Consider the following 17284-nt stretch of genomic DNA (forward strand, 5'->3'; position numbering starts at 1 on the left):
TAAACTAAGACCCGGCAGAATACTGTCATAACCATAGGTCTTTTTCTAAGCTTTAAAAGAACGGATAACAAAATCTCTTGATTTTTTAATCACAGGGAAAGAGCCTTCTTACGCCCAAATTTGAAAAAAATGTCGCTTTACCGAGCGATTATCTATTAATAGTTAACCCAAATTTAACCAGGTATTCTGTTGGTTTTCAATAGATACCAAAAAATCCCACTACCATGGAATCAAACATTTTAAAAATTATCGTGATCGATAATGATGTAACATCGCATGAATCTTATGAAATGTATTTTAGCTCTTACACGGAGTATTCCTTAAAAGGAATCTATACTTCGGTTAAAGAAGCTTTGGCAGATTACGACCGTATTTCTCCGGATATTATTTTTTCCGAGGTTTCATTGCCGGAAATTAATGGCATAGAAGGTATCCGTCTTTTTAGAAAGAAGGATCCTAAGGTAAAGATTATCATGCTCAGCGCCCAGAACAATTTTGACTTGGTGAAAAAGGCGTTCAAAAATACCGCAAATGGCTACCTATCCAAACCGGTGACTGAACGCGCCCTTTATAATGCCCTAGACTCAATCAAGTCAGAAGGCGCTACCATGAGCAATGATATTATTAGTCAGATCATTTCAAAGTTTCAGCGTAAATCCAATGAATTTTTCTCAGAAAGAGAAAACCAGGTAATAGATTATTTGTGCCAAGGAGCCACATATAAGACCATTGCCGAGAAATTATTCGTTACCGCAAGTGCAATCAATTTTCACGTGCAGAACATCTATTTAAAATTAGATGTCAATTCCAAATCGGAAGCGCTTAGAAAGTTACAAGAATTGGAATATTCCAATGCACTGGTATAAAAGCAGGAATAGTTGCTTTTCCTTGGAGGTTCAATAGGAGGACCTCCAGCTTATAAAGAAAGCTTTACATCTTGTATGTAAAGCTTTTTTCAATGAAGTCTGTATTTGGATATTAGGCCTTCTTTTTACTGATAAACATGCTATTTATTTCTTACCAACCTTCTTATGGATGCCCATTCTTTAAGCATATCCCTAGCATCTTGGGCAGGGTAGCCCAAAACGGTTTTTCCTGCTTCTACATCGTTCATGACACCGGACCCGGCCCCAACGCTTGCTCCGGAATGTATAGTAGTGTGATCTTTGATTGAAGCACTGCCCCCAATGATAACACCATCTCCTAATGTAACAGATCCGGCAAGTCCGCTATGTCCGGCCATTATACAAAAACGGCCCATAACGCTATTATGCGCTATTTGAACTAGGTTATCAATTTTACAACCATCTCCAATAATAGTGGTACTAAATTTTGCCCTGTCTACACATGAATTGGCACCAATTTCAACATAATTGCCAATGATTACATTTCCTATTTGAGGTATTTTCACCAGTCCACGACCATCATCACTTGGTCTATATCCAAAACCATCTGCACCAATGCTTACGTTGGTATGAAAAATACAGTGACTGCCAATAACGCAGCGTTCGCGTATTACCGTTCCTGACCAAACTGTTGTACTGTCTCCAATTAAGGTTTCATCAAATACGCATACATTAGGGTACAAAATTACATTTGCCCCTAATTCTACATCTTTGCCTACGTAACAATTGGCTCCAATTTTACAGCCATCCCCAATTTTTGCAGTTTCATGTATAACGGCGGTAGGATGTATGTCCGTATCAAAACAGGGAGTAGAAGGTTTGAAAAGGGTTAAGATTTCGGCCATTGCCAAATCCACATTTTTTACCCTGATAAAGGCCCGGTTATCTCCGGGTTCAATGGTAGATTTTGGACATACAAGTGCTGCACAGGCATTTGAGGCAGCCCAAAATTTAGAATATTTGGTATTTCCTATAAAGGTAATTTGATTTTTATTCGCTTTTTTTATTTCTTCAGGACCTTCTATTTGTTGACTGGTTGAGCCAATTAATTCCCCTTTTAGAATGTGGTTAATTTCACTTATTGAATAGGATGTCATTGGTTTAAGGTTGGTTAGTTATTAATTAAACAGAAAAGTGAAATCAATATTGCTTTAAAAGCAAGGATGTTACTGTTGGTTATGAATTCATACTTAGTTATTTAGCAAGTCTTTAGTGTAATGTTGATAGGACTTGGCCATTGAATTATCAATTCTAGGTGTTCTGATAATTCATAGCGAATATACAATGTGATAAACATTGCTATTTGTCACATTTTCACGGGAATATAGTCAAAAAATAGTTGGTTGATGATAAAACTATCAATTAGAAATCAATATTCGTTACCATCTACTCTTTCGCCATTGGTCTTGTTCTTCAGCCGAAAGAAAGCTCCAGGCAACAATTCGGCTAGATTTATTGCCAGTTCCCATAGGGATTGTTTTAACAGTTTGTGCTTCAACTTTTTTCAATAATTTATAAATCCGCTTAAGGTTGGATTCTTTTGATACTAAAGTTGAAAAAAGAAAACAGCTCTGCGCTAATTTTCTACTTTCCCATATCATATTTTCTATGAACCTGGCCTCGCCACCATCATAAATGAGTTCGTTTCCAGCCCCAGAAAAATTGAGTTCCGGTGTTTTTACCTTTTTCCCGGAAAGGTTTTTGATTTTTCTTCGTGTTCCTTTTAGTGCCTCTTCAATTGAAGAATGAAAGGGAGGATTGCTTATGACCACGTCAATTTGCTGTTCTGGGGAAAGAACCCCACGAAAGATATCCCTGGCGCTCTTTTGTAATCTGCATTCAACTTTTCCCCTGAGCGATGGGTTGGAACTAACAATTTGCTTTGCCGATGCAATTGATTTTGGGTCAATGTCCGAACCAAAGAATTGCCAACCGTATTCTGTAACTCCAATAATAGGGTAGATACAACTGGCCCCAATGCCTACATCAAAACAAGAAATTTTTTCACCAGTAGGTATTGTTCCCAAATTAAATTTGGCCAACGCATCTGCAATGTGGTGAATATAGTCCGCTCTTCCGGGAATGGGAGGACATAAATTTTCATCGGGAAATTCCCAGTTTTTAATACCGTAATAATGGTTCAGCAAAGCTGTATTCAAAACTTTTACCGCACGCGGATTGGAAAAATCTATGGATTCCACCCCAAATTTATTCGGTTTTATAAAGCTTTTTAATTCAGGGTTAGATTTTTTTAAGGCTTCTAGATCATATCGTTCCCTATTTCTGTTGCGAGGGTGTAGACGCGCTTTTTCTGCTGATTTTTCTGAGGACATGATTTACTTTAGAGTTATAAAGATTTTCAATAGTGCCTAAATTTAATAGCATATTTACGCATATTGTTGGTTGTTAAAGTGGCAAGATATAAATAACGGGCCAACTTTTTGGATTGGGTTACTTTAATAATATCCAACAAGCTAAAAAGGTTGCTAAAATCTGACTGTAAGAATGAAAATAATTATAAAATTTTTACAAAGAACATATAGACATGTGTTACGGAGTATTGCCTTTTATCCAGTCCTTATTTCCGTACTATGCGTAACTCTTGCTGTCTTGGCTTTAACGGCCGAAAATTGGGAAGTGGTAAGGTCTATTAAGGATAAGGTACCTTATTTGTTTATTCAGGATTATGAAACGGCCCGTTCTATTTTATCGGTTTTTATTGGAGGGATAATTTCACTTACTGTATTTAGTTTTTCAATGGTTATGGTTGTGTTAAGCCAGGCATCATCCAATTTTTCACCCAGATTACTTCCCGGACTGGTTTCTAACAGTAGACATCAATTTATTTTAGGTATGTATGTTGGTACGTTGCTTTACTGTATCATTATCATTACTTCTTTGGGTGCTCGCGGTATAGATGCAGATACTATGGGGCTTTCTACCATGTTTGCCGCAATACTTTCGTTAACCTGCATAGGATTGTTCGTTTATTTTATACACAGTATTTCAGGAGCCATTCAAATTCAGAATATAATCGATAAAATTTTTAAAAGGTGTAATGCTTATGCAGATAATGTTTTAATGAATGCCGATACAAAAAAAATAGCCCTGCAATATGTTGATACCTCGGGCTGGAAGGTCTTAAATAGTAACAAGACCGGTTATTTCAGAGGATTTGATAGCAAACTGCTTCAAAAGTCAATTGAGAAACAAGAAAATCAGATTGAGGTTCTACCATACCTAAATAAACATCTATGGGAAGGAATGCCCATATTAAAAGTAAAGGATACAGTTTCTGACGAGGAAATAGAAAACTTAATGTTCTGTTTGGATATTTCATCTGACCGTCATGAGGATGATAAAGGTGTAGGAGGGATGATTAAATTAATGGAAATCGCGGTAAAGGCTATGTCTCCAGGTATTAACGATCCGGGAACGGCTATTGATGCTATTGCCAAATTGGGAAGGTTATTGCGTAAATATCTGCAATTTCCGCATATAACTTCACAACCCGTAGAGAACGGTAAATGCGTTTTAATATATCATAGTATAACAGCTGCGGAACTAATGCGCACTTTGGTCCAACCCATAAGGTTATATGCAAAACAGGATAATACCGTTATGCATGAATTAATAGGTGCACTTCATTTTGTAACTAACGGCGCCAACATTTCGGATGAAAATAGAAAGGTTGTGTATATGGAGCTTGAAAATCTAAAAGAGGATATTAAATCGAACATTGGTAACGAGACCGATAAAAACCAACTTCTAGCGCTTTATGAAAATGGGATAAACCAATTTTAGACAAGGTTGCAGTAGATTGGGCGGTGTTTTATAATTATCCTATTTTTGCGGAAGATTGGCTAAGAAAACATAGTACACCGTTGTATGTATGCTTCTACCCAGAATAGGGCCAATTATCATTTTCTGTCAAAACGGAAACTAAATAAAGTAATTTGGATTCTATAAAATATTTGGAGTGGCGTTATGCCGTAAAAAAGTTCGACTCGGAAAGAATACTTTCAGAAGAGAAAATCGAACGATTAAAACAAGCTTTTAACCTTACCGCAACTTCTTACGGCCTACAGCCCATATCTTTGGCCGTGATACACAATAAAGACCTTCAAAATAAACTGGTAGAGCATTCTTTTGGTCAACAGCAAGTTGGGCAAGCCTCTCATGTCTTGGTTATTTGTATTCAGAATGACATAAACGAAGATTATATTAATCGCTATTTTGAGCAGATTAGAAAGGTGAGGGGAACGAGCGATGAAATTTTAAATCCGTTCAAAAATGCTATGATGGCCGATTTTTCTAAAAAAGAGGTACATGAAATAGAGCAATGGTCTAAAAACCAAGCCTATTTGGCTTTGGGAAATCTTTTAACGGTCTGTGCCATGGAAAAAATAGACTCTTGTCCTATGGAAGGTTTCATTCCTTCCGCCTATGACGATATGCTGAATTTAAAGAAAAGCGGACTCACATCTGTTCTGGTACTTCCCGTGGGATATAGAGCAAATGATGATATGTTTTCGGAATTCAAGAAAGTACGCAAGAATATAGAAGAAAGCATCATTGAGATAAATTGATGTTTTTTCACCTAACACTTAACACCTAACACCTAACACCTAACACCTAACACCTAGAACACATATGCCAGGATTTGAATTATTTGGAGACAAGGAACGCCAACAAGTAAATGACGTATTGGATTCCGGAGTGCTCATGCGTTACGGTTTTGACGGAATGCGTAATGGCCACTGGAAGGCACTTGAACTGGAGAAAGTCCTTGCTGATAAAATGCTGGTGAAACATGCCCAATTGGTGAGTAGTGGTACCGCGGCGTTAACCGTAGCCTTGGCAAGTGCTGGGGTTGGAGCTGGTGATGAGGTCATAATGCCCACATTTACTTTTGTGGCTAGTTTTGAGTCTATTTTGGCCATTGGTGCCGTTCCTATTTTAGTTGATGTAGATGATACACTGGCGTTAAATCCCAAAGCGGTAGAAAACGCCATAACGGAACGAACAAAAGTGGTTATGCCTGTACACATGTGCGGTTCTATGGCAGATTTAAAAGCCTTAAAGTCCATTTGCGACACGCATAATTTGTTATTGCTGGAAGATGCATGTCAGGCAATAGGAGGTACTTTTGAAAACAAACCTTTAGGAAGTTACGGAGACTTAGGTTGTTTTTCTTTTGACTACGTGAAAACCGTTACTTGTGGGGAAGGTGGAGCTGTAATAACCAACAACGACGAATATAAGACCAATGCCGATCATTATTCCGATCATGGTCATGACCATGTAGGAAAAGATAGGGGAGCGGAAACTCATCCGTTTTTAGGATATAACTATAGAATTTCGGAATTGCATGCGGCCGTAGGTTTGGCCCAAATAGAAAGGTTAGACGAGTTTCTGGCTATTCAGAAGAACAATTATTTGGTCTTAAAAGAAGCTTTACAAGACTTGGCCAATGTAGAATTTAGAAGAGTTCCAGAAGGAGGAGAGGAGAGTTATGCATTCCTAACGTTCTTTCTTCCGGATGCCCAAACAGCAAAAAAAGCCCATGTGGAACTAGGTAAAGCTGGAGTGGACGCCTGTTTTTATTGGTATGATAATAACTGGCACTACTATCGTGAATGGCAACACTTAATAGAGAAAAAATCCTTAGGCAAACTACCTTCGGAAGTGTACCGGCAATTACCAGATTATTCAAAATCCGATTTTTCAAAATCGGACCATTGGGTAGGTCGTACCGTTTCTTGCTTAATCAAATTAGGGTGGTCCCAAGACGAGGTTGGGCAACGTGCTCAAAAAATGCGAGAGGTAATTTCTAAGCTTTAATCTATTAACTGAATAGTACGGGGCATATTTCTTCAAGAGATAAAATTTCCTTTTAAGAAGTTATAACTATATTTAGTTTTTTAAAATTATACTGAACCAAAACAAAATGTAATTACCATTATGAACTCAAAAAAATATTTTTTCTTTTTGGCCGCTGCGGCCCTTTCGTTTCAAGTAACGGCACAGAAACATTCTAGTACTCCTCCGGAAGTATCACCAATGCCAATGAAGCCGGAAATGACCGAAATCTGGGAACCGGAAGTCCCTGTGGTAACTCCCGCAAAAACTTTGGGCGATGCCCCTTCCGATGCCATTATTCTGTTTGATGGAAGTAGTCTTGATCAATGGGTTAGCCAAACAGACAATACTAAGCCCGCACCATGGAAAATTGTAGATAACGATCATTTTGAGGTAGTACCTGGATCGGGCGGTATCAGCACAAAAATGAAATTTGGTGATTGCCAGTTGCATATTGAGTTTAGTGCACCGGATAAGGTAGAAGGAGAAAGCCAAGGACGTGGCAATAGCGGTCTATTTTTACAAAATAGATATGAGCTACAGATTTTGGATTCGTACAATAATAGAACCTACCGTAACGGACAAGCAGGAAGTATTTACAAAGACCATGCGCCTTTGGTTAATGCAATGCGTAGCCCATTAGAATGGAATACTTACGATGTGATCTACAGAGCGCCAAGGTTTAAAAAAGATGGTACATTGGATTCAAAAGCTGAAATTACGGTGCTTCATAACGGTGTTTTAATTCAGAACCATACCGTAATAAATGGAAATACCTATTATATAGGTCTTCATAATTACCCTTCTGCTCATGGAGATGATGTTATTTCATTGCAGGACCATGGTAACAAAACCCAGTTCAGAAACATTTGGTTAAGAAAATTATAGAACACAAATTTTCGTCTGAACAGACGGTAATTTAGAGTCTTTTTTAAACTGAAAAACCTCTTGGATTCATGTGAATCCAAGAGGTTTTTTTTGAGGATTTGGGTTGGTTGGTGATAGAGTTTTGTATGGTTGTAGCATTCATGTAATAAAGGAAGTAAAATCCTTATTCTATAAATATGAGCTCTAAAATTGAATGATTAGCAATGATTTGATGGAAATTTTATCAAACTGAAGGTTTTTTATAAGTATTTGAGATATATGTTAACCCCTTGTAACATGGGGTGTTGCGGGATTCATCCATGTTTTTGAATAATATGTCCATAAGGTTGGGAGGTAAGAAGCTTAGGTTTGGACTAATGTTCAACTAACTTAATTAAAATGAAAAAACTCAAACTTTTAATGGCATTCCTCTTTATAGGGGTGACAACTGTTTCATGGGCACAGACACAAATTTCGGGTGTCATTGTTGATGAGGCAAATGTACCTTTGCCAGGTGCCAGTGTTTTAGTAAAAGGCACCAGTAACGGTGTTGTATCTGATTTTGATGGAAATTTCACGATTTCGGTAGCTGATGGTAATGGAATTTTAGTGGTTTCATATATTGGTTATGAAACCAAAGAAGTTGCTCTAGGAAGCGCATCAACATATACCATAGAATTGGTAGAAGCCTCAACGGGCCTTGATGAAGTAGTGGTCATTGGTTATGGTTCCGTAAAAAAGAGCGATTTAACCGGGGCGGTGGCTTCATTGGATACGGAAACTTTAACGGAACAAAAGAAAACGGATATAGGCCAGGCCATACAAGGTAGGGTTGCCGGTGTAGATGTGCGTACGTTGAGTTCTAAACCGGGGGCGCCACTTTCCATAAAAATTAGAGGTAACACGGTAATTACCAACACCAATGCAAGTCGTGATGGTGTAAGTGATAATCTCAACGATGACCTTTCTAAACCGTTGTACGTAGTAGACGGTATTTTCTTTGAAGATATTAACGTGTTGAATCCTGCGGATATTGAACAAATGGATATTCTTAAAGATGCTTCGGCCACGGCAATATATGGGTCTAGAGGTGCAAATGGGGTTGTAATCATTACAACTAAAAATGGTATTGAAGGTAAAACCGTTTTTACATATGATTCTTCTTTTGGCCTTCGTACCGCTACTAATATTCCCGATTTATTTGACGGTCCAGAGTATGTACAATATGTTGACGATGTTTTAAGGGCAAGAGCTTGGAAAGGAAATGGTTCCGTAGCGGATTACAATAATGTGGTTATAGACCGCTCTACAGAATTCCAAAGTTCCAATGAGGAAGCGGATAATGTTGCCAACGGCAGGTATACGGATTGGATGAAGCTTTACCGTAAGGCAGGTATTCAAACAAGTCACACTTTGGGAATGTCCGGAGGCACTAACGGTCTGGTCTACAATGCATCTTTAGGATATTTAAGTGATGAAGGTGTAATGGGGATTGAGGGATACGAACGGTACAATATAAGTGCTTCGGTTTCAAAGAAAGTTTCGGACAAAGTTACGGTGGGTGTTAAGGCCTATTTAGCATTTGCCGAGCGTGAGGAAGGTAGTAGGGAACTGTTTAGAAGTACGCTTCGTTTGGCGCCAACCGTAAACCCTTTCGATTCGGACGGAGAACCTATTTTGTTTCCAGATGATCAAGATCTTCGTTTCGTGCACCCAACTTATGATGCAGAAGGGGCTTGGAGGTTGAACACAAAGACTTTAGACGTAATCGCAAACGTATTTTTAAACTATAAGCCTACAAAATGGTTGAACTTCAAAACACAGTTTGCGCCTAATATAACTTCGCAACGTTTTGGCGAGTACCGTGGTCTTTTGACCAAATCATCGCGTAACGATCCTAGTAGAATACAATCTCACTACCAGTCGGATTTTAATACTGCTTATACGTGGGATAATATATTGGATTTTGATTTTGATTTGGCTCCAGATCATAATTTAAAGACCACTTTAATTTCTTCCATTTATTACAACAATAAAGAAGGTAGCGATATACAGGTCAGAAATTTTGATACGGATGCCTATCTTTTCTATAATACCGAAGGAGGTACGGATATACGCAATTTTGGTAGTTTCTATCAAAAAGAAACCTTAGCTTCCTTTGCAGGTCGTTTAAATTACTCTATTAAAGATCGGTATTTGTTTACGTTTACCGGAAGATATGATGGTTCTTCAAAATTATCTGCTGGTAACAAGTGGAATTTCTTCCCATCAGCTGCATTCGCTTGGAGAGCTAGCGAAGAAGCTTTTCTTCAAAATGCAGATTGGCTTAACAACCTAAAGTTACGTGTTAGTTATGGTGAGGCCGGTAATGACAGTACTGTAGATGCATACAGTTCGTTAGCGTTTCTTTCCGCTTCAAACTATCTTTTTGGAGAGAATGCCAGTGTAGGAAAGACCGTTGCTGGCTTACCTAATGAAAATTTAACTTGGGAAGTGTCAAAGGAATACAACTTAGGTTTAGACCTTTCTATTATCAACAATAGAATAGGTTTAGGTTTTGAATATTACAACAAGAAAACAGAGGGTAGTATTCTGGCCAGAACCTTATCCAACATATCCGGTTATAACAGTGCTCTTGGTAATTTTGGTTCTGTTCGTAATAGCGGTATAGAGGTAACTTTAAATACGGTTAATTTTAGAACGGATAATTTTTCATGGAGAACTAACTTCAACTTTACAAAAAACAAAAATGAAATTGTAGAGATTGATGGTGATTTGGATGAAATTCCCTTTGGTGATCATGGAGTTTTAAAAATTGGAGCACCTGTTGATGCTATCTGGAATACTGAAGTTGCTGGCATTTGGCAAGTAGACGAAGCTGCAGAGGCGGCTAGTTACGGAGACCTTCCCGGACAGTACAAATTTGTTGATCAGAACAATGACGGAACAATTGATCAGGATGATAAGGTGTTGTTAGGTCAAAACTCTCCGGATTGGATTGGGGGTATGACCAATACTTTTAACTACAAGAACTTGGAATTAAATGTACAGGTGTATACCAGACAAGGTTCTTACGGACATTCTGAGTTCTATCAGAATTTCTCAACATCGGGAGACGGTGCCGTTTTTAATAGTTTGGACTTAAACTATTGGACACCTAACAACCCAGATGGTACTTATCCCATTCCAGATTATGGAGATACAGGTTGGACGTACGAAGACCTTTCTTTTGTGAGGGTGGGTAATATAGGTTTAGGTTATCAATTTCCGCAAACTTTGGCGGACAAGTTAAGAATGTCAAGATTAAAAATGTCCCTTGATGTACAAAACCCGTTCACATTTACGGATTACAAAGGGCCTGATCCAGAGACTGCGCTTCAGAACTCTTACAACATGACCTATGCGGTAAAAACAGTTTTATTAGGTCTTAAACTTGCCTTTTAACATTATAAAAAATTAAGATGAAACTAGATATAAAAATAAAGCATATAGGCGTCGTACTACTTGGTATGATTACTTTTAGCGCATGCGATAGTTATATTGAAGAAGATATTTTTTCTGATATAACAAGTGAAAATTTTATTGATGAAGGTACGGCCGATCAGTTGGTCGTAGGTGTATATTCCACCCTGAGGGAAGTATATAAAGACTATAATCTGCAATTTTTGGGAACGGATTTATTTACGGTCAAAGCCGAATTGAATGCTGTTTCTGCAGTCAATGATTATTTCGGTTTTGATTCCGGTGTTGGGGGCTCCTTATGGACAAAAAATTACAATGTGGTGGCCAAGGCCAATACTGCCATTAACCGATACGAAAACCAGATAAGTTGGTCTGAATCAAAATTAGGCGATAAGGCATATGGGATTGCTCAGGCAAAGGCGTTACGCGCTCTGGCATTCTTTAATATGGTACAACAATATGGCGGGTTGGTTCTAGATTTAGAAGAACCTACTAGCATCCGATCGGATTATACGAGAAGTTCGGAAGAAGAAACTTATAGTTTGATTATTAGTGATTTAGAAGACGCTATCCCAGTTTTACTAGATGAGCCTGAAACGGGTAGATTCTCGAAAAGAGCCGCTCAACATTTATTGTCAGAGGTATATTTAACAAGGGCATATACTTCATTCGGAAGTACGGATGATTTTAATACTGCGGCAGCTCTTGCCGAAGAAGCAATCGGGTCATACGATATTAGAAGTCAATCTTACGCCGAAGTTTTTGCATATGACAATCAGGAAAACGATGAGATTTTGTTCGCTGTTCAATGGGGTACCAATGGGCTTGCTACTGATCAAGTGAATACCAAGCATTCCATTTTTATGAATCAGGTAGCTAATTATCCAGGAGTGAATAGAACTACAACTCCCTATGGTTTTAGTGATTTTAATGCAATGCCTACTCCGTTTTTCTATTCCCTACTTGCGGATAATGATAGCAGGGACGAAGCAACACTACACAGGGCCATACTTGCAGATGGGGATGAGCCGGAAGGGCCTGACCCAATTGTAGCCGGAGATACAATTGTATACTACCCTAAAGTAGCCTTGGATGCCGTAGAATTGGCAGAACGCTTGGACAGATACTGGGTTTACCAACCCGATCAGTATTTATTTGGACAACCGGAAAATGTACCTGGTGTAAATTATTTGTACTCTTTGAACCCGGAACGTACCAACTTTCCTATTTTCAAAAAGTTTGATGATGAAATTTTTAGTGAAGCCACGGATGGCGCCCGCGACACCTTTGTATTTAGGGTAGCAGGAACGCACTTACTGGCTGCCGAGGCTTACTTGGGTGCTGGAAATCCTTCAGCGGCTTTAACCCATTTAAATATCGTTAGAGAACGTGCCACCGGAGTAGCTAATGAATACACATCAATTACCATAGATGATATTCTAGATGAGAGGGCTGTGGAACTAGCGGGTGAAGCCAATAGATGGGCCGTGCTAAAACGTACGGGAAAATTGGAAGAACGTATAAATGCCCATAATCCACATGTACAGGATCACGGTGCTTTTGACCCTAACGTTCATCTTTTGAGACCTATTCCTTCTAGCGAGTTGGAACTTTCGGATGGTTCTTTGACCCAGAACCCCGGATACTAGAATAATTGAGTTTAGTTAATTTGAGTTGATTGAATATGGGCGGGAGTGGTATTCCTGTCCATATTTTTTAAAAGGACGCTAGTCCGTACATGTATATTTAAGATTCATGATGAAGATGTTACCATTTAGCCAAAGATTTTGTCTGTCATTCCTGCTGTTAGGACTACTTCTCTTGTCTTCTTTTAGCATAGAACCATCACCAATTTGCTATGTTGTTATCGGAAAGCAAGTAAGTAAAACTGAGATAAATGTTGCCGAAGATTTACAAAAGGATTTGGAAAAGGTGTTATCGGGAGAGGTGGCAGTGGTAAATGATATCAATATAGTTCCTGAAAAAGCGCCGGCAATTCTTATAGGAACGCCACAGTCAAATTCTTTGATAGCCACTTTTAATCAATCCAAAATAAATATTACTACTGAAAATCCCGGTCCCAGAGGTGGCATTTGGTCAAAAGTAACTAGTAAGAAGAGGAAAGAGATAATTGTATTGGCCGGTTCCGATGTGCAAGGGCTCCAATATGCCGTTTATGACTATGCCCAAGAAATTTTGGAGATTGATCCATTGCAATATTGGACGGGAAAAGAAATGTCAAAAAAGAAAGCAATTGACCTTTTTGCCTTTTCGGAAAGGAAAATAGTACCGCCTAAAGTGCCGATTCTTTGTTATTTCGAGAATGATGTAGATGAGCTGGCCAATTATAGGGGTAAGCTGTTGGAGTATGATTGGGAGAGTTATACGGAGATGATAAATTCACTGGTAAGACTCAGGTACAACGCTATTCAATTATTTGATATGTTGGGCAGACCGGAGTTTTTTATTCGTCCTGAATACAAAGACCTAACGGACTATAAAGTAGATGTGGACTATGTTGAAAAGATGATAGACTACGCGCAAAAAAAAGGAATGAAGGTGGCGATAGATTTTGCGCTGGGCTATCAAATACATCCTATGTCCGCAGATAAAGCTACCTGTTGGAAAGACTATAAAGAAGATTGGTTAACGGCTTGGCGCTATTATTTAGAGGAAACCCCACTTAGAAAAACGGATATTTTTATTCTTAGACCACGCCATCAGGTATGGGATTGGGAGTATGAAAGTAGTTGTGGAGAAAGTAAAATTGAAGTCTTTAATCAGGTTTACAAGGCTTTTGGGGATTTGGTAGACGAGTACAAGCCCAATGCAGATAAAGTGTTGGTGTGTTACTCAGACGGTATGGAAATGTGGAACAATGGCTTTAGACCGCCAAAAGATTGGATTGTAGCCTGGTCCGACCATGGTTTTGGAGATTTTGAGCATCTACCAAAGGCCACGGACGGCTATAACTTTGGGACCTATATGCATGCAGGTTTTTGGCTGAACCATACCGTTCACAATCCCTATCCAGAGAAGGTAGAATCTGTAATGAAGGATATGTTCAGTACCTATGATGCAGATAAGTTCTGCCTGGTAAACGGACAGAATTTTAGACCCTTTCTACTAAATATAGAAGCCTATTCCGAGGTCTGTAATGACCCTGATAATTTTGAAGCTGCTTCATTTTATAGCAAATGGACCAAACGCTATTTTAATGACAACAGTGCTACCTTGGCCGTATCTTCAATGAAGTTGTTACATGAGGCACAACCCAATCGGATTGGTTATGTGCAGCACCTTTGGGAAATTAGGGAGGCCATTTCTTATCTATCGGACAGCCCTATACAAAGACCGGGAAAATCACCTGTTTCTCATGATTACAACAGAGTTGAAAATGATTTGGAACATGTACAAGTCATTCAAGAGCGTATAAATCTAGCGGTAAAAGAAGCTGAAAAGGGCCTTGAGCTTGCTACAGAAAATGAGACTTTTTTCCATGACTATATTTATTTGCCTGCGGTATTATATCAAGATTTAATTCAATTTGAAAGAACGTTGCATCAAATGTCCGTTTTAAAGAAGGAGTATGAAGATGTTCCTAATGAAGCCTTACTTACGGATATTAAAGCGTTATTGCCTCAAGCTAAATTGCAATTAAAAGAAATCTATGAAAATAGAAACAGTGGCGATAAATCAGCAAAATGGGATAATTGGTACAACCCTAAAATTAGAAGACCTAACAATGGTTTTCCAACTTTTAAAATGTTGGAACAAATTGAATCAAATCTCAATTCAAAAAGTTAAAGAAACGTATTATATGAGTTTATTTTCAAAAATTTCTTTCTACGGAATCTGTCTCCTGCTAATAATGGCATTCACATCTTGCGAGACTAAAGTAGAGTCCAAACAAAAGGTAACCGCTTTAGAGCCTGTGGATTTGGTCTACCCTCAATTGGACACTGAAAATTCAAGATGGTTTTTCTTTTCATCTGCCAGTAGACCTTTTGGCATGGTTAATCTAAGTCCGGATACAGAGGTAGACGGTGCTTGGGGAAGTGGTTACCGATATAAGGTGGATACCGTTCAAGGATTTAGCCATATTCACGCTTGGCAACTTTCCGGTCTGTCCGTCATGCCCGTTACCGTTGATGATTCAAATGCAAAATCCATATACACAGATTTTAAATCAAAATTCAGCCATGACAAAGAAAAAGTAGCTCCAGGCTATCACGCCTTGGAATTGGAAAAATATAATATAGATGTAGAGCTTACGAGTACCAAAAGGGTAGGGCTACACAAGTATTCCTTTCCTAAAAACGGAAAAAGGGCAGCCGTACTTTTTAATCTAAACGGAATGTTGGGCCCAAATAAAAATACAGATGGAGTACTGGAACAAGTAAATGAAACTTCGTTACAGGGCGAATTGCTTATTGCGGAAACCAGTAGGAGGCCTAAGCCCACAAAACTTTTTTTTACTATCGACTTAAATACGGAGATTGCTTCCCTAGAAAAAGATGATCAAACCGGAAACTATTTAGTTTTTTTGAAAGAAGGGGCAGATGAAGTTCTTATGAAAGCGGGTATATCCTATACCTCAATTAAGAATGCCAGAGGTAATACCGATACGGAATTACAGCACTGGGATTTTGACCAAGTAGTTAAAGACTCTCAATCAGAATGGAACACGTTACTGAGCCGAATAAAGGTTGAGGGAGGTACTGAAATTGCTCAAAAAAGATTTTACACGGATTTGTGGCATGCATTGCAAGGCCGCAGAATAATTAGTGATGCTAATGGTGCCTACCCGGATAATACAGGAGAATCTTTTAGGGTAGGTCAAGTACCGCTCAACGAGAATGGAAAACCTAAATTTAATCATTACAATTCGGATTCGTTTTGGGGCGCTCAATGGACTTTGAACACCCTGTGGGGCTTGGTGTATCCTGATGTTATGGAAGAATTTGTCCACTCTATGTTGCAATATTATAAAGATGGCGGAATGGTACCAAGAGGGCCATCCGGCGGAAATTATACCTATGTTATGACAGGAGCATCATCAACGCCATTTATAGTTACGGCAATCCAAAAAGGAATCATCACGGAAGATTTAGATGGTATTTATGAAGCCTTAAAGAAAAATCATATGTCCGGTGGTATTATGGCAAAAGCGGGCTATGAGCACAATACCATACTTGGAGGTGGACTGGAGTACTATTTGAAAAATGGATATGTGCCGCACCCCATACCTGAAGGTAAATTTGGGGGGCACCAAGACGGGGCAAGTATGACCATGGAATATGCCTACCAAGATTGGACCTTGGCACAGTTGGCGAAAAAACTGGGAAGAAAAGAAGATGTGGACTATTTTTTAAAACGTTCGCAGAATTATAAAAATGTATTTGACACTTCCATAGGTTGGATGAGACCTAAGGATGTAGATGGCAAATGGCAGGAAGATTATAGTCCCTATGAGCATGAAAACGGGTTTATAGAGTCCAATGGCGCACAATCTACTTGGTTCGTACCACATGACCCGGAAGGGTTGGCCCAATTAATGGGAGGGAATTCGACAGCCGTAGAAAAATTAGACCAACAGTTTAAAACGGCCCAAAAATTGGGGTTTACGGCAGGGAATTCCCATGCACAGGAATTGCATCCGGAGTATAGAAACATTCCTATAAATTATGGAAACCAACCTTCTATCCAGACCGCATTTATATTTAATAAATTGGGTAGGCCGGACCTAACGCAATATTGGTCGCGACAAGTAACAAGTACTGTCTTTGGAGGACTTTCCCCATCCACGGGATATAACGGAGATGAAGATCAAGGTCTCATGGGTAGTTTAGCGGTATTGATGAAAATAGGGCTGTTCCAAATGAATGGCGGAACAGAGGAGAACCCTAAATATGAATTTGGAAGCCCCAGTTTTGAGAAGGTTAGCATAACGCTTCAAAATGGTAAAAACCTGATTCTAAATTCTCCCGGTACCAGTAGTGGCAATGTGTATGTGAAAAACATTCAATTGAACGGGGAAGCTTACGATGAGTATAATATTACACATGATTTGCTTAGTAAAGGAGGTACACTAGATTTTGAAATGGCTGCGGATGCTGTTCTAGAATAAACGCGGTTAATCTTGGTGTTGTTTTTTAAAAGCTTAAATTGTGTAGTAGCAACGCAAA

At 38.8% G+C, this 17284-nt stretch carries 11 protein-coding genes; 9 read left to right on the forward strand and 2 right to left on the reverse strand.

The window, feature by feature from the left end; translation table 11 throughout:
- Positions 1–224 precede the first annotated feature (224 nt).
- Complete coding sequence (locus H9565_RS10390; protein ID WP_215439307.1) at positions 225–866, forward strand: response regulator transcription factor; 642 nt, start codon at positions 225–227, stop codon at positions 864–866.
- A gap of 140 nt (positions 867–1006) precedes the next feature.
- On the opposite strand, the gene lpxD is transcribed toward H9565_RS10390, so the two are convergent.
- Both lpxD and rlmF read right to left on the reverse strand, forming a co-directional pair.
- Positions 1007–2002, reverse strand: a complete 996-nt coding sequence (lpxD, locus tag H9565_RS10395; protein WP_215439308.1) for a UDP-3-O-(3-hydroxymyristoyl)glucosamine N-acyltransferase — start codon at positions 2000–2002, stop codon at positions 1007–1009.
- Positions 2003–2284: 282 nt separating this feature from the next.
- Positions 2285–3238: a 23S rRNA (adenine(1618)-N(6))-methyltransferase RlmF gene (gene rlmF, locus H9565_RS10400; RefSeq protein WP_215439311.1), complete on the reverse strand. Its 954-nt coding sequence runs from the start codon at positions 3236–3238 to the stop codon at positions 2285–2287.
- Between the two features lie 172 nt (positions 3239–3410).
- Here rlmF and H9565_RS10405 point away from each other — a divergent pair, with 172 nt between their 5' ends.
- The 8 genes from H9565_RS10405 (at position 3411) to H9565_RS10440 (ending at position 17226) form a co-directional block, all read left to right on the forward strand.
- A complete protein-coding gene (locus H9565_RS10405; protein ID WP_215439313.1) occupies positions 3411–4709 on the forward strand; it encodes a DUF2254 domain-containing protein in 1299 nt (432 codons plus the stop codon).
- A 152-nt stretch (positions 4710–4861) separates the two neighbouring features.
- On the forward strand, positions 4862–5494 hold the full coding sequence (locus tag H9565_RS10410) for a nitroreductase family protein (RefSeq protein ID WP_215439315.1): 633 nt from the start codon (positions 4862–4864) through the stop codon (positions 5492–5494).
- Between the two features lie 64 nt (positions 5495–5558).
- On the forward strand, positions 5559–6749 hold the full coding sequence (locus tag H9565_RS10415) for a DegT/DnrJ/EryC1/StrS family aminotransferase (protein ID WP_215439317.1): 1191 nt from the start codon (positions 5559–5561) through the stop codon (positions 6747–6749).
- 120 nt (positions 6750–6869) lie between these two features.
- Positions 6870–7655, forward strand: a complete 786-nt coding sequence (locus H9565_RS10420) for a 3-keto-disaccharide hydrolase (protein WP_215439319.1) — start codon at positions 6870–6872, stop codon at positions 7653–7655.
- Between the two features lie 378 nt (positions 7656–8033).
- A complete protein-coding gene (locus H9565_RS10425; protein ID WP_215439321.1) occupies positions 8034–11078 on the forward strand; it encodes a SusC/RagA family TonB-linked outer membrane protein in 3045 nt (1014 codons plus the stop codon).
- Between the two features lie 17 nt (positions 11079–11095).
- Entirely contained in the window at positions 11096–12745 is a 1650-nt protein-coding gene (locus tag H9565_RS10430) for a RagB/SusD family nutrient uptake outer membrane protein (RefSeq protein WP_215439323.1), read from the forward strand.
- 172 nt (positions 12746–12917) lie between these two features.
- Positions 12918–14903 carry a glycosyl hydrolase 115 family protein gene (locus tag H9565_RS10435; RefSeq protein WP_215439325.1) on the forward strand — a complete coding sequence of 662 codons (1986 nt, stop codon included), beginning with the start codon at positions 12918–12920 and terminating at the stop codon, positions 14901–14903.
- A 13-nt stretch (positions 14904–14916) separates the two neighbouring features.
- A complete protein-coding gene (locus H9565_RS10440) occupies positions 14917–17226 on the forward strand; it encodes a GH92 family glycosyl hydrolase (protein ID WP_215439327.1) in 2310 nt (769 codons plus the stop codon).
- Positions 17227–17284: the final 58 nt, after the last annotated feature.

This window comes from Zobellia russellii, from assembly GCF_018728565.1.
Lineage (GTDB): Bacteria > Bacteroidota > Bacteroidia > Flavobacteriales > Flavobacteriaceae > Zobellia > Zobellia russellii.